At 59.2% G+C, this 13,886-nt stretch carries 12 protein-coding genes; 11 read left to right on the top strand and 1 reads right to left on the bottom strand.

What is annotated here, in order from left to right; all coding sequences use genetic code 11:
- Positions 1–20: 20 nt before the first annotated feature.
- Genes rnr through Q1W26_RS03240 form a run of 3 tightly spaced genes read left to right on the top strand, consistent with a single transcriptional unit; the run spans position 21 to position 3,963 of the window.
- Complete coding sequence (gene rnr, locus Q1W26_RS03230; protein WP_300435785.1) at positions 21–2,537, top strand: ribonuclease R; 2,517 nt, start codon at positions 21–23, stop codon at positions 2,535–2,537.
- Positions 2,530–3,276 carry a 23S rRNA (guanosine(2251)-2'-O)-methyltransferase RlmB gene (gene rlmB / locus Q1W26_RS03235; RefSeq protein ID WP_300435787.1) on the top strand — a complete coding sequence of 249 codons (747 nt, stop codon included), beginning with the start codon at positions 2,530–2,532 and terminating at the stop codon, positions 3,274–3,276. The genes rnr and rlmB overlap by 8 nt, the downstream gene beginning before the upstream one ends.
- Positions 3,277–3,282: 6 nt before the next feature.
- Positions 3,283–3,963 carry a pyridoxamine 5'-phosphate oxidase family protein gene (locus Q1W26_RS03240; RefSeq protein WP_300435788.1) on the top strand — a complete coding sequence of 227 codons (681 nt, stop codon included), beginning with the start codon at positions 3,283–3,285 and terminating at the stop codon, positions 3,961–3,963.
- Positions 3,964–3,965: 2 nt separating this feature from the next.
- Here the strand turns inward: Q1W26_RS03240 and Q1W26_RS03245 are convergent, their stop codons facing one another.
- Positions 3,966–4,772, bottom strand: a complete 807-nt coding sequence (locus tag Q1W26_RS03245; RefSeq protein ID WP_300435791.1) for an outer membrane lipoprotein-sorting protein — start codon at positions 4,770–4,772, stop codon at positions 3,966–3,968.
- Between the two features lie 21 nt (positions 4,773–4,793).
- Here Q1W26_RS03245 and Q1W26_RS03250 point away from each other — a divergent pair, with 21 nt between their 5' ends.
- The 8 genes from Q1W26_RS03250 to Q1W26_RS03285 all read left to right on the top strand — a co-directional run bounded on the left by Q1W26_RS03250 (position 4,794) and on the right by Q1W26_RS03285 (position 13,880).
- Positions 4,794–5,594 carry an ABC transporter ATP-binding protein gene (locus Q1W26_RS03250; RefSeq protein ID WP_300435794.1) on the top strand — a complete coding sequence of 267 codons (801 nt, stop codon included), beginning with the start codon at positions 4,794–4,796 and terminating at the stop codon, positions 5,592–5,594.
- Positions 5,595–5,636: 42 nt separating this feature from the next.
- Positions 5,637–6,941: a DUF1302 family protein gene (locus Q1W26_RS03255; RefSeq protein ID WP_300435798.1), complete on the top strand. Its 1,305-nt coding sequence runs from the start codon at positions 5,637–5,639 to the stop codon at positions 6,939–6,941.
- Positions 6,942–7,135: 194 nt separating this feature from the next.
- On the top strand, positions 7,136–7,741 hold the full coding sequence (locus Q1W26_RS03260) for an XrtA/PEP-CTERM system exopolysaccharide export protein (protein ID WP_300435801.1): 606 nt from the start codon (positions 7,136–7,138) through the stop codon (positions 7,739–7,741).
- A gap of 53 nt (positions 7,742–7,794) precedes the next feature.
- Complete coding sequence (locus Q1W26_RS03265; protein ID WP_300435804.1) at positions 7,795–9,375, top strand: XrtA system polysaccharide chain length determinant; 1,581 nt, start codon at positions 7,795–7,797, stop codon at positions 9,373–9,375.
- Between the two features lie 9 nt (positions 9,376–9,384).
- Complete coding sequence (locus tag Q1W26_RS03270) at positions 9,385–10,392, top strand: XrtA-associated tyrosine autokinase (protein ID WP_300435806.1); 1,008 nt, start codon at positions 9,385–9,387, stop codon at positions 10,390–10,392.
- On the top strand, positions 10,389–11,927 hold the full coding sequence (locus Q1W26_RS03275) for a TIGR03016 family PEP-CTERM system-associated outer membrane protein (protein ID WP_300435808.1): 1,539 nt from the start codon (positions 10,389–10,391) through the stop codon (positions 11,925–11,927). Before Q1W26_RS03270 ends, Q1W26_RS03275 begins: the two co-directional genes overlap by 4 nt.
- 7 nt (positions 11,928–11,934) lie before the next feature.
- A complete protein-coding gene (locus tag Q1W26_RS03280; RefSeq protein ID WP_300435810.1) occupies positions 11,935–13,014 on the top strand; it encodes an XrtA/PEP-CTERM system-associated ATPase in 1,080 nt (359 codons plus the stop codon).
- Positions 13,011–13,880: an XrtA system polysaccharide deacetylase gene (locus tag Q1W26_RS03285; protein ID WP_300435814.1), complete on the top strand. Its 870-nt coding sequence runs from the start codon at positions 13,011–13,013 to the stop codon at positions 13,878–13,880. Before Q1W26_RS03280 ends, Q1W26_RS03285 begins: the two co-directional genes overlap by 4 nt.
- Positions 13,881–13,886: the final 6 nt, after the last annotated feature.

The raw sequence follows: 13,886 nt of genomic DNA on the forward strand, positions 1-13,886 counted from the left end.
TTCTAGACTAGAAAGAACACGTGTCAACACCTAAATCAAAAAACACCAAAAAACTAAGCAAGCTGCGTCGTAGCGACCCGTTTTTCGAGCGCGAAAGCCAAAAGTACGATTTTCCGTTGCCGAGCCGTGAGTTCGTCATCCAGACCCTCGGTGAGCATGGGGTGCCACTGGCGTTTTCCGATCTGGCCAGCGCGCTGGATATCCTGCCCGAAGAGCTCCAGTTTTTCGAGCGTCGCCTGTTTGCGATGCAGCGGGATGGGCAGGTCATGCGGAATCGTCGCGATGCCTACTTGTTGCCGGCCAAGGCGGACTTGATCCGTGGAACGGTGCAAGGGCATCCGGACGGCTATGGCTTCGTCACGACTGATGAAGAAGGGCCGGATATCTTCCTGGGTCCGAACGAAATGCGGGAGGTTCTGCACGGAGACCGGGTGATGGTCCGCGTCGCAGGCATGGACAGGCGGGGGCGGCCGGAAGGCAAGCTCGTCGAAGTGCTGGAGCGAGCCAATACGCGCATCGTCGGCCGGGTCCTGGTCGAGAACGGAGTGACGCTGGTGGTGCCGGAGAATCGGCGGATCTGTCAGGAAATCATGCTGGCGCCGGGCGGCAAGGCCAAAGTCAAGCCGGTCGCGGGCCAGGTGGTGGTGGTCGAGATCATCGAGCAGCCAACCCGCTACGCGCAACCAATCGGGCGCATCGTCGAGCTTCTTGGTAATTATGCCGATCCGGGAATGGAGATCGAGATTGCGCTGCGCAAGCATGAACTTCCCTTCGAGTTTTCGGCAGAGGCAAAGGAACAGGCGAGGCGTCTCCCCGACAAGGTTCGCAAGATGGACTGGAAGGGCAGGGAAGACATCACTGCGCTGCCCCTCGTTACGATCGACGGCGAGACTGCACGGGACTTTGACGATGCGGTTTTCTGCGAGCGGCAGGGGCGTGGTTTCCGCCTCGTGGTGGCGATTGCGGATGTCTCCCACTATGTGACCGTTGGGTCGGCACTGGATGGGGAGGGCTACGAGCGGGGCAATTCGGTTTATTTCCCGCGCCGGGTTATTCCAATGCTGCCGGAAAAGATCTCGAACGGATTGTGCTCCCTCAATCCCCAGGTCGAGCGCCTGTGCATGGTTTGCGACATGGCGATTTCCCAGACGGGTGTGATCAAGCAGTTCCGTTTTTATCCGGCGGTGATGTTCTCGAAGGCGCGCCTCACCTACAACCAGGTGGCAGCGGCCCTTTACGACAAGGATGCCGCGGCGCTCGAAGTCGTTGGCGAACTGCTCCCTCATCTGCAGAACCTCGACAAGCTTTTCCGCGTACTGCTCAAGGCACGAGCCAAGCGGGGAGCGATCGATTTCGAGACGCAGGAAACGCGCATGATCTTCGACGATAACGGCAAGATCGAGAAGATCATTCCTGAGAGTCGCAACGATGCCCACCGTGTTATCGAGGAGTGCATGCTGGCGGCCAACGTCTGTGCCTCCGAGTTTCTGCAGGCCAACGAGCATCCGGCGCTGTATCGGGTGCATGAGGGACCCACACCGGACAAGCTGGCAAAGCTGCGCGATTTCTTTGCCGAGTTTGGATTGCAACTTGGCGGCGGTGATGAACCGAGGGCGTCAGATTACGGCCGTCTGCTCGAGCAGATCCAGGGCCGGCCGGATCTCCAGCTGCTTCAGACGGTGATGCTGAGATCGCTCCGCCAGGCAGTGTATAGCCCGGAAAACGTCGGTCACTTTGGTCTGGCCTACGATGCCTACACCCATTTCACGTCGCCGATCCGGCGTTATCCCGATCTGCTCGTGCATCGGGCGATCAAGGCCGTGCTGAGCGGTCAGCGTTACCAGCCCGTGCAGGACAACGGAGACTGGGAAGCGATTGGCATGCATTGCTCGATGACCGAAAGGCGCGCCGACGAAGCCGACCGCGACGTGGAGAACTGGCTCAAGTGTTACTACATGCGCGACCGTATAGGCGAGGAATTCGACGGCAGTGTTTCGTCAGTGGTACCTTTCGGCCTTTTTGTCGCTCTGGACGACGTGTTCGTCGAAGGGCTGGTGCATATTTCCGATCTCGGCAACGATTATTTCCACTACGACGACGCGCACCACACGCTGGTCGGCGAGCGCGGCGGCGAACGTTACCGGCTGTCAGATCGCATTCGCGTGCAGCTTGTCCGCGTGAATATGGAAGCGAGCAAGATAGATTTTCGCCTTGTTGCCGGGCCGTCCCGGGTCACCGAGAGGGTTGGCAAGACGTCACGTGACAAGGCTGTCGAGCGGCCGGTAGTGAATGACGACAAGCCGGCCTCCAAGTCTTCGCGTCGCCGTGTTGCAAGCAACGTAGTCGAGGCTGAACGCCCGTTGCCGGATGAAACGCCAAAGACCCGGGCCATCAAATCCGCAAAACCGAAAGCTGTGGCGCCGAAAGCCAAAGTTGCCAAGGCCGCCCCGGCAAAAACCGCCAAGCCTGCCAAGGCCGCCAAGCCCCGCAAGAGTGCGGTCGGCGGTGTGAAGAAGAAAGCGAAAACCAGTGACTGAAACAAGCAACTCCCGGCTCATCTACGGCTTTCACGCCGTTCTCGCCAAGCTCCGCCACGATCCCGAGGGGATCTTCGAGATTTATACCGATTCAAAGCGCAACGATCCACGCGCCCGCGACCTCGTGCGCCATGCCGAGCAGCTGGGAACCCGTCTCATTCCCACCGATGGGGACAGGCTGGACCGCATGGTCGGCACGCGTCGTCATCAGGGGGTGGTGGCGAAAATCGATGGTCGCCGCAAGGAACTCAAGCTGGCCGACGTGCTCGACGGTTTGACCGAGCCCGCTTTGTTCCTCGTTCTTGATGGAATCCAGGATCCTCACAACCTGGGCGCCTGCTTGCGGGTAGCCGATGCAGCCGGTGCTCACGCGGTTATCGCTCCAAAGGACAAGGCTGTTGGCCTGAACGCCACCGCGGTCAAGGTTGCCAGTGGGGCAGCCGACACGGTGCCTTATGTAACTGTGACCAACCTGGCCCGCGCCCTGCGGGAAATGCAGGACGCTGGCGTGTGGATTCTTGGTGCCGCGGGCGAGGCGGAGAAGTCCCTCTACACCGTAGACCAGAAGGGATCGATTGCCTGGGTGCTCGGGGCGGAAGGCGACGGTTTGCGCCGTTTGACTCGTGAAACCTGCGATGAGCTGGTCCGCATTCCGATGTATGGCTCGGTGGAAAGCCTTAACGTGTCGGTTGCCAGCGGCCTGTGCCTTTTCGAGGCCCGGCGCCAGCGCAGTGTGTAACAAGGCATGAGAGTCGATTACGCCGAGGCGCGATCCCTGCTGCGACAGGGATGCCGCGGCGCGCTTGGCTCTCATTCGGTCAGTGCGCCAGGTTACCCGTTTGTCACTGCGCTGCCGTATGTGCCTGACGGGGAGAGTCGTCCGCTCTTTCTTTTAAGCGGGTTGGCCGAGCACACCCGGAATCTGATCGCTGATCCGCGCGCCAGCCTGCTGGTGACGGGAGGCGGGGGTGGTCTCCTCGACGAAGCCAGGCTCACGCTGCTCGGTATGGTTCGTCCGGTGGTGATGGATGAAGCGTCCCTCGCCCGGTTTCTGCGTTACAGCCCCGAATCCGCGGAATACCTGTCATTGGGGGATTTCCGTTTTTTCCGCATGGAGCCTGCCAGGGTACGTTTCATTGGCGGATTCGGGCGTATGGGCTGGGCTGAGGCGGTGTGCCCAAGCCTTGTCCTGGACCCGGCGGAGGAGGAGGCCCTGGTGGATCGCCTCGCTCATAGGGTGCCTGTCGGTACACGCTTGCTGGGTGTGGATTTCGAGGGAATCGATATGCGCATCAGCGGAGTCTTTCGCCGCTTCGCGCTGCGCCCGAAAGAATGCAGCGTCGATGCCATTCATGAAGCCGCGGCAGAAACGCTGTCCGGGACAGGGAATGATCTGCCCCGGAGCGACGGCTCAGCCTGGGCCTGAACTCAATCGACCCGGTTGAGCTTGTCCATGTATTGCTTGGTGAATACCCGGTCGGGGAGATCCTTGGGAGTCATCTGCGAGTAGCGCAGGGTTGAAACTTCGCCTTTCTTCAGCGCATCTTCCATGACGAGTTGAGTCGGGCGGATCCGACCGCCAATGTTCTGGTACTTCTCGTAGCGGCAAACCTTCAGAAGACGGTCCGACAGGGAGTAGAACTCGGCCTTGTGGGGCCAGTTGTTGGACTGGCGCACCCAGTAAAGCACCTTCGCGTACGTGACGCCCCGGTCGACGGCCGTAAGTTCCAGAACATACATTTTTTCGCCATCGATCGTGTCGGTGCGCAGGATCTTCGGCTCGTAGTCGCCGGCGAAGTTGGCGCGCGCAAGGTCGCCGTTTGCCACCTGCCCCGTCAGGCGCTGGGCCAGGGAAAGTCGAACAGGCTGCGAGATGTTCGGCATGAAGATCCACAGATCCCGGCCTCTCATCAGCATCGCCTGACCCCGGTCGGACGCCGGCTCAAGGGTCTGGACAATTGTGTTTTCATTGCCCTTGGAAAGAATCCGGAACTTTCGATCGTCGGCTGCTTCACCGGGCGTTGCAGAGCTGATGTCAATGATGACCTGGAAGCCATCGCGGGGGAAACGGACTTCGTCAGCCTTGGCGACGACGCTGCGTGCAAGCTCGGGATCCTCGGCGCGGACCAGGTTTCCTGAAACCAGGGCGAGAGCCGCCAAGGCAAGCCCGAAGCAGCGCGTACGATAGCCCGAGGGGGAAAAATTTAGGCTCATAGTGTTATCCTTTAAAAGCAAACAACATAGATCGGTGTGCCCATGCCAACTCCCCGCGATGACAACGCAGCAGAGCCAATTTCAGGCGAGCCGTTGAAAACGATCATCAAGATCGATAACGTCAGCAAGGTGTACCGCTTGGGCGAGCAGGACGTCACGGCACTGAAAAACGTCATTCTTGAAGTGAAAGAAGGCAATTTCATGGCGATCGCAGGATCGTCCGGGAGCGGGAAGTCCACGCTGCTCAATATCATGGGGTGCATCGACACACCAAGCAAGGGGCGCGTCATCATCGACGGAAAGGATGTTTCCGGTCAGACTCCCGACGAACTTGCCAATATCCGTGCAAGAACTGTCGGCTTCATTTTCCAGACATTCAACCTGCTGCCGGTCCTGTCGGCAGAGGAAAACGTCGAGTACCCGCTGTTGCAGATGCCCGAACTCGGCCGGGACGAGCGGCGAGACCGCGTCAACCACTATATGAAAATGGTGGGGCTGGGCAAATATGCCCGCCACCGTCCGAATCAGCTCTCCGGCGGACAGCGTCAGCGGGTGGCTATCGCCCGGGCCCTGGTGACCCATTCCCGCGTGGTGCTTGCCGACGAGCCGACGGCCAACCTGGATCGCCGCACCGGCGAGAGCATTCTCGAGTTGATGCAGCTGATCCACCAGGAGAACAGAACAACTTTCGTTTTTTCCACGCACGACAAGCGCGTCATGAGTCGCGCCAATCAGCTCGTGCGCATGGAGGACGGGCAGATCACCAAGCTGGGGCTCAAGCAGAACGGTGCCTGGATATTCGTCCAGGATCGTAGCGAGGGTGAAGATGGACCTGAAATCTGAGCGCCCCGATGGCGCACCAGTTACAAGAAGGGAAAGTTTGTAATGCACTGTGTAAATCAGGGGCTTCGCCATTTCGCCGTCGCGTTCTCGGTAATGGCCTGCTGTGGCGCCGCTGCCGCTGCCGACGATGAGCTGGATCTCGATCTGGGAGAGGGCTCGAGTTTCAGTCGGGGGGGATTCCTCCAGTTTGACATGGCCCGAACCTACGCCGGCAAGGATCACTGGTCGATGGCGCGGGCACGGGCCGAGTTGTCAGCAAAGGGTGGGAACGACAGCCTGAAGTGGAAGATCTCCGGCCGGGCAGATGCGGACGCCGTATTCGGCATCGACTCCGGCTTCTATCCCGATGCCGTGCGTCGCGATCAGCAATACCAGTTCGACTTCCGCGAAACCTACATCGACTTCTCGGCGGGCGACGTGGATTTCCGGATCGGTCGTCAGCACATCGTGTGGGGTGAGATGGTCGGACTGTTCTTCGCGGACGTGGTTTCGGCCCGCGACCTGCGCAGCTTCTACCTGCCGGACTTCGAGCAGCTCCGTATTCCTCAATGGGCGGCCCGGGCCGAATACTATTTCGGCGAAACCCACGCCGAGCTGGTGTGGATTCCGGTGCCGAGCTACGACCGGATCGGCAAGCCGGGTGCGGAGTTCTACCCACTTCCCAGAAATGCCAAGGTTCTCGGCGAGGTCAAGCCGGACAACTCTCCAGAAAACAGCAACTGGGGTGGTCGCGTGTCCCGGCTGGTGGGAGGGTGGGATCTGTCGGCCTTCTATTATCGAAGCCTCGATGTCGCCCAGACTTTCTACCTGACCGGGGGAACGCCCCTGCAGCCGGAGTTCCAGCCCCGTCATGAACGGATCACTCAGGTGGGCGGCACGCTCGCCAAGGATTTTGGTGATTTTGTTCTGAAGGGCGAAGCGGTGCATTCTCGCGGGAGAAAGTTCAGTGCCGCAAATCCTGTTGCACCGCCCGGTCTGGTTGATCAGGACACCATCGATTATGTGGCTGGCGTGGATATTCCGGCTTTCAACGATGGTCGGGTGAATCTGCAGTATTTCGCCCGGAGGATGCTTGATTACAACCCGGCAACAGGTTTCGAGCGGACCGAGGGCGGGGCGAGTGTTCTGGTTGGAACCCGGCTTGCCAAGGCCTGGGAAGCCGAGGCGCTTTACGTCTCGATGCTTAACCGCAACGACTACATGTTCCGTCCCAAACTGATCTGGGCTGCGAACAAAAGCACGAGGGTCGTTTTCGGCGTCGATGCCTTTGGTGGCAGTTCAACGGGCCTGTTTGGCCGCTATGCCGATCGGGATCGTGTCTATACCGAAGCCCGCTGGAGCTTCTAGGCGTGGCGTCCGGATTCGGCGTTATGTCGTCCGGGTTGAATTGAGCAAGAATATCCTGTTGTCCTGATGGCGGAGTCATGTACCCTTTTTGGGGCGTCGTGACGTTTTTCTCCGGGCGTGTGCACAGGCTGCCGTAATATCCGCCCACTATCATTCAAAGGCTGAATTTCGGCCGTATCCAGGGGAAGTACCTTATGAAACGTTTTTTGACAGAGGGTCTGCTGGTTTGCGCCGCTATCGGCCTGGCGGGTTGTGCCACGACCTATCCGCCCGCTCCGGTGAATGCCGATAGCCCGGATTACAACTACCTGATCGGGCCGGGCGACAGCTTGAATATCGTTGTGTGGCGCAACCCCGAGTTGTCCACGTCGGTAACGGTCAGGCCCGATGGCAAGGTCACCACGTCGCTTGTCGAGGATATCCCCGTAACGGGTCGGGATAGCACCACGCTGGCGCGCGAACTCGAGCAGGCGCTTGGCAAGTACATCCGGGATCCGGTTGTCACGGTCATCGTTTCCGGTTTTGTGGGCCCTTACTCGCAGCAGATTCGTGTGTTGGGCGAGGCTGCCCGGCCCCAGAGTCTCTCGTATCGCCAGAAGATGTCTGTACTGGACGTCATGATCGCAGTCGGGGGTATCACCGATTTTGCAGATGGAAACCGCGCAACCCTGCTGCGGACTTCCGAAGGCAACAAGCAGTACACGGTTCGTTTGAAGGATCTGGTGAAGCGCGGTGACGTTTCGGCCAACGTCGAAATGAAACCGGGTGATGTTCTCATCATTCCCCAGAGCTGGTTCTGACCAATCCTTGATCTTGCCCCCCGGCGCAGCCCGGGGGTTTTCGGAATCTCCCAATGGAAGAAATACTAAGACAGCTGTCGGTCATCCTCCGAGGCATGTGGCTTTATCGCTGGTGGGGCTTGGCGGCTGCATGGATCGTGGGGCCGATCTTCTCTGCGGTCGTCTACCTGCAGCCTGATCGCTACGAGTCGTCGGCACGTGTCTATGTGGATACCCAGTCGATCCTCAAGCCGCTGATGTCGGGCCTGGCAGTTCAGCCCAACGTGGATCAGCAGATCAATATTCTCAGCCGTACGTTGATCAGCCGCCCTAACGTGGAAAAGCTGATCCGGATGGCCGATCTGGATATCTCGGCCAAGACCAAGGAGGAGCGGGAGGTTCTGATATCGAGCGTTACCAAGTCTTTGCAAATTCGCGAAGCTGGACGCGATAACCTCTACACGCTGGCTTACACCGATACCGACCCCGAGCGCGCCAAGCGCGTCGTGCAGTCGATGGTTTCGATCTTCGTCGAATCAGGCCTGGGCGACAAGCGCAAGGATTCCGATTCCGCACGGCGGTTTATCGAGGAGCAGATCAAGGCTTACGAACAAAAGCTCGTCGATGCCGAAAACCGCCTGAAGGAATACAAGCTGCGCAACATGAACACGATTGGCGCAGGCGGTCAGGATTATTTCCGGAAGATGGCCGAAGTCAACGAGCAACTCAATCAGGCAAGGCTTGCCTTGCGTGAGGCTGAAAATTCGCGGGATGTCCTGAAAAGGCAGCTCTCCGGTGAAGACTCGATAGTCTTGCCAGAGAAAATGTCCGGTGCTTCGCTGGCGGCTGTACCCCTGCCTGAACTCGACGGCCGTATCGAATCGGTGAAGAAGTCCCTTGATGGATTGCTCCAGAAATATACCGACCGGCACCCGGACGTCGTTGGCGCACGCAAACTCATCGAAGAGCTGGAAGCCCAGAAATCCCAGGAGTTGCAGGCCCGCCGCAAGGCCTCGGCTGCAGCGGGTGCTGCCGGTGGCGTAAGCACGAGTGGAGGCTCCAGCGTCAACCCGGTTTTCCAGCAGATGCGGCTGTCACTCTCCGAGGCCGAAGCCAACGTGGCTTCGCTGCGTGTGCGGGTTGCGGAATATGAAGGCCGGCTCCAGCAGCTCAACGCAGCGTCCAGAACACTGCCGCAGCTTGAAACCGAGTTCACCCAGCTCAACCGTGACTACGACGTAAACAAGAAGAACTACGATGCGCTTGTCTCCCGGCGCGAGTCCGCCACCATGGCGGTCGAGATGGGGGCAACGTCGGGTGTTGCCGATTTCCGCCTCATCGACCCGCCGACCGTGCCGAACAAGCCTTCCGCACCGAATCGCCTCCTGCTGATGCCTGCAGCGGGTCTCGGGGCCTTGCTCGCCGGTTTTGTCGTTTCGTTCCTGATCAGCCAGATCCGGCCTGTCTTCACGGATATCCAGGTGCTTCGCGAAGTGACAGGGCTGGCGGTTCTCGGCTCGGTCAGCATGATTGCCGACCCGGATCGGATGCGCAGTCAGCGTCGAGGAAAGATTGTTTTCCTGGGGGGCGTGGGCGCATTGGTGGGGTTGTTTGGCGCAATGACGGTCTGGCTGCTGCTGGCCAGAATGGGGTAAGGGGCGAACATGAGCATTATTGAAAAAGCTGTCGAACGGCTCGAGCAACTTCAGAAAGCCAGTGCTGCGCCGCAGGTTCAAAGCGACACCGTGGCAGATCAAACCGCGGGCTCGCCCGCGCCTGCAGCGGCCGTGACGCCTCCTGCCTCTGCCTTTGCTGCCAAGTCTGTTGTTGCAGAGCCTGAAGCCGTGGCTCCTTCCAGGCCGGCTGCAGCCATTACCCCCAGGCCGGACGGGGCCCCGGTTCCCGTTGCCCGGCACGTGGAAATCGATCTCGAGCGTCTTCAGTCAATCGGCATCGTGACGCCCAACGCGCCACGCTCGCTGATTGGCGATGAGTTCCGGATCATCAAGCGCCCGCTGCTTCGCAACATCCAGGGGAAGGGCGCCTCTGCGATCAACAATGCCAACCTGATCATGATCACGAGCTCCTTGCCCGGTGAGGGCAAGAGCTTCAGTTCGATCAATCTGGCGATCAGCATGGCGATGGAGCTCGATCACACCGTATTGCTGATCGATGCTGACGTATCTCGCCCGTCCGTGCTGAACCTTCTCGGCTTGCCGCCCAAGAAGGGTCTGATGGATGTGCTGACCACGCCCGGCACCCAGATCGGCGATGTGCTGCTGAAGACCAACATCGAAAAGCTGAGCCTTCTTCCGGCAGGTACGCCACATCCGCGGGCCACCGAGCTCCTCGCCAGCGATGCGATGAACAACCTTCTCGAAGAGCTCGCCGAGCGCTATTCGGACCGGATCATCGTGTTCGATTCCCCGCCGCTGCTGGTCACAACCGAATCCCGCGTACTGGCAACGCACATGGGCCAGATCGTGATGGTCGTCGAGTCGAACAAGACGGCCCAGGCCGCCTTGAAGCAGGCGATAGCAACAATCGAAAGCTGCCCTGTCAAGCTCATGCTGCTGAACAAGGCCCACCATTCCGGAGCCGGGTCTTATGGCTACGGTTATGGCTACGGATACGGCTATGGATACGGACATGCCCCGAAGGAGAATGCGTGAAGATTCGTGCGTCGTGCGTTTCCCGGCGGTTTCGCCCGCGCCATCTGGCCGTCCTGTGCGCCTCTCTCGGTCTGGTTGCCGGCCCGGCCTTTGCCCAACAACAGACGGTCAAGCTGGAATCCTCGCTGAGAGTCAGCGAAACGGTTACAGATAACGCTGGTCTGGGGCAAAGCGGGACGGGAAAAACGGACTGGATCACGCAGATCAGCCCCTCCGTCCGGCTGATTGCCAACGGTAGCCGGGTGAACGGGAATCTCAGTGTTGGCGTTAATTCGGCTTTCTATGCCAATGATTCTGCTCCGCAATCCAATCATTTGATGCTTGGCGGATCGGGAAAAGTGAATCTTGTCGATAATTACGCCTACGTGGACGTGTTCGGCTCGATTTCCCGCCAGTCAGCATCCGCATTTGGCCCGCGTGGCGCGGATACGGTTACCGGTACGAGCAATCAGGCCGAAGTTCGGACTTTCAGCGTCAGTCCTTACCTGCGTGGCCGCCTCGGATCGACCGGATCGGTTGAACTTCGTTACGCGTTGATGCAGACGGAGTCCGACAGTTCGGTGCTTTCAAAGACACAATCAGACACCTGGACACTGAACGCCTCGGATTCTCGTGCTTCAGCGCTTCTGGGATGGGGCTTGAATATCCGGGATAGTCGCTCTGACGTTACGGATCGGGGAACCGTTAGTCAGCGGTCGGGCCGCCTGACCGGATTTGTGAATCTTGATCCCCAATTCACCCTGAGATTGATCGGCGGGGCTGAGTCGAACAATTTTGGCGGTTCGAACAAGCGCAGCACAACGATTTACGGTGTCGGTGCCGACTGGCGGCCGACGCCCAGAACCACCGTGTCCGGAACGGTCGAGGACCGTTTTTTTGGTACGGGCTACATGCTGAATGCCACGCACCAGACCGGCCGTGCGGCTTTTACCGGCAGTTTTACGAAGAACGTCAGTTCCACAAGCCAGACGATGCTGGGCGCCGTGAGCCTTTACGATCTGCTGATGTTGCAGTATTCCGTAAAATACCCCGATATCAATGAGCGTTCTGCCGTTGTCCGGCAACTGATAGATACCAATGCTGCGGGCCAGGGTGGTGTCATTGTCGGAGCCCAGTCCGTTCTGGCGAACGGATTTTTTCTCGATCGTCGTTTCCAGCTGGGGGTGACGTTCAGCGGGGTTCGCAATACGGTTTCATTGATCGCTTTCACTTCCGAGCACGAGACGCTGACCGAAAGGCTTGCTGTGACCGGTAATGCGGCTGCCGGCCAGAATGCAACCACGACTGGCGGTACCTTGATGGTCAGCCATGCCTTGTCGCCGCTGACATCTGCCAATGCTGCGTATTCAAGCATCCTGAGCCAGTCCACCGACCGTTCGCTTGCAGCAAGCCGGTCCAATATCATCACCGCGGGTCTTTCGACGCGCTTTTCATCAAAGATGAGCGGCTCGCTCAATATTCGCAGCAACAAGGGCTCGGGCTCCTCCAGCTACTCCGAGAACGCCTTGATTGGCGCTGTCGCAATCCAATTCTGAGCACTTAATGTACGAAGCCTATTTCGGTCTCCGGGGCAAGCCTTTTCAGCTGAATCCGGACCCCTCTTTTTTCTACGGTAGTCGCGGGCATCGCCGCGCGATGGCTTATCTCGAATACGGTCTGCATCAGAACGAGGGCTTTATTGTCATTACCGGCGAGATAGGCGCAGGCAAGACATTGCTCGTGCGCAGTCTGCTTGAAAAGCTGGACTCGCAGAAGATCGTTGCAGCCAATCTTGTCAGCACCCAGATCGACGCCGATGACATTCTTCGTCTGGTGGCTGCCGCCTTCGGTATTCCAAGCAAGCACCTCGCCAAGAGTGATCTTTTGCTGGCCATCGAGGCTTTTCTGGTTGCCACGACGGCGGCCGGAAAGCGTGCGTTGCTGATCGTCGACGAGGCGCAGAACCTCACGCAGAAGGCGGTTGAAGAGCTTCGCATGCTCTCCAATTTCCAGCTGGAAGACCACGCCCTGCTGCAAAGTTTCCTGGTCGGCCAGCCTGAATTCCGGTCGATCATGCAGAGTCCGGAAATGGTGCAGTTGCGCCAGCGTGTCATTGCGTCCTATCACCTCGGTCCGCTGGATGCACAGGAAACGCATGCCTATATCGAGCATCGTCTGGCCTGTGTGGGCTGGAAAGGCAACCCGAGCTTCGATCCGGAGGCCATGCGCGAAATTTTTACCGTCAGCCAGGGCATCCCGCGGCGAATCAATGCTGTGTGCGACCGGATCATGCTCGCCGCCTTTCTGGGTGAGCTGCGTCGCGTCAATGCGGATCTCGTTGGTCAGATCGTTTCCGAAATGCGCGAGGAGCAGGTTACGCCGACACCGGTTGCCGCACAGGCCGTGAGTGCAGGCGCAGGTGTGGCATCACCGGTTGTTGATCTGCAGCGCCTGCTGGGTGATACAGAGGCGGTGCGGGCGCTGGCTGCCGCGGGGCCGGCCTTCGATATGGCGCGTTTCGATGAGCGCCTGGCGCTTGTCGAGCGAACCCTTTCCTCGACGCTCAATGCCCTCGGCCAGTTGCTCAATGCGGCGCAGGCAGAGCGTGACGCGCCGAAAGAGGGTGGAGCACCCACAAAATGACGTCCAATAAAGGTAAATCCGGCATTATCGTCAATGCGTTGACCATCGACGTTGAAGACTATTTTCAGGTGTCGGCACTGGCGCCGCATTTTCCCAAAGAGTGCTGGAACGACACGCCGTGCCGGGTCGAGCGCAACGTCAATCGCATTCTCGAATTGATGCACCTTCACGGAGCCAAGGGTACGTTTTTTACGCTGGGCTGGATTGCAGAGCGCTTTCCCAAGCTGATTCGCCTGATTGCAGTGGAAGGTCACGAAATTGCCAGCCACGGATACGGGCATCAGCGGGCGAGCGACCAGAGTCCGGAGGCGTTTCTCGCCGACATCCAGTTGGCAAAGGCGGTTCTCGAAGATATTACCGACTGCGAAGTAAGGGGCTACAGGGCGCCGAGTTTTTCGGTCGGCCTCTCCAATCCGTGGGCTCACGGCTGCATTGAAGCTGCCGGCTACGCCTACAGTTCGAGTGTCTACCCGGTCAAGCACGACCACTATGGGGTGCCCGATGCTCCACGCTTTCCGTACCCGGTCGGCAAGGGGTTGGTGGAGATTCCGATCACCACCGTGCGCCGCTTCGGCAGGAATTGGCCGGTCGGTGGCGGCGGCTATTTCCGGCTTCTTCCCTACCCGGTATCGGCGTGGGGAATTCGCAAGGTTAATGAAGAAGATCGGCGTCCGGCCATTTTCTATTTTCATCCCTGGGAAATTGACCCCGATCAGCCGGTGGTGAAAGAAGCGAGTGCCAAGACCCGTTTCCGTCATTACGTCAATTTGAAGCGCACCGAGGCCCGGATCGGTCGCCTTTTGCAGGATTTTTCCTGGGGGCGAATGGACGAAGTCTATCTCCCCGCACTAAACACGTCAGTCTAGGGATTC

It is taken from the genome of Zoogloea sp. (assembly GCF_030157465.1).
GTDB lineage: Bacteria > Pseudomonadota > Gammaproteobacteria > Burkholderiales > Rhodocyclaceae > Zoogloea.

Excerpts from the sequence above, each read along its gene's own strand:
- Q1W26_RS03250 (WP_300435794.1), top strand. The coding sequence starts at position 4,794 with ATGCCAACTCCCCGCGATGACAACGCAGCAGAGCCAATTTCAGGCGAG.
- Q1W26_RS03280 (WP_300435810.1), top strand. The coding sequence starts at position 11,935 with ATGTACGAAGCCTATTTCGGTCTCCGGGGCAAGCCTTTTCAGCTGAAT.
- Q1W26_RS03270 (WP_300435806.1), top strand. The coding sequence starts at position 9,385 with ATGAGCATTATTGAAAAAGCTGTCGAACGGCTCGAGCAACTTCAGAAA.
- Q1W26_RS03260 (WP_300435801.1), top strand. The coding sequence starts at position 7,136 with ATGAAACGTTTTTTGACAGAGGGTCTGCTGGTTTGCGCCGCTATCGGC.
- Q1W26_RS03285 (WP_300435814.1), top strand. The coding sequence starts at position 13,011 with ATGACGTCCAATAAAGGTAAATCCGGCATTATCGTCAATGCGTTGACC.
- Q1W26_RS03240 (WP_300435788.1), top strand. The coding sequence starts at position 3,283 with ATGAGAGTCGATTACGCCGAGGCGCGATCCCTGCTGCGACAGGGATGC.
- Q1W26_RS03265 (WP_300435804.1), top strand. The coding sequence starts at position 7,795 with ATGGAAGAAATACTAAGACAGCTGTCGGTCATCCTCCGAGGCATGTGG.
- Q1W26_RS03255 (WP_300435798.1), top strand. The coding sequence starts at position 5,637 with ATGCACTGTGTAAATCAGGGGCTTCGCCATTTCGCCGTCGCGTTCTCG.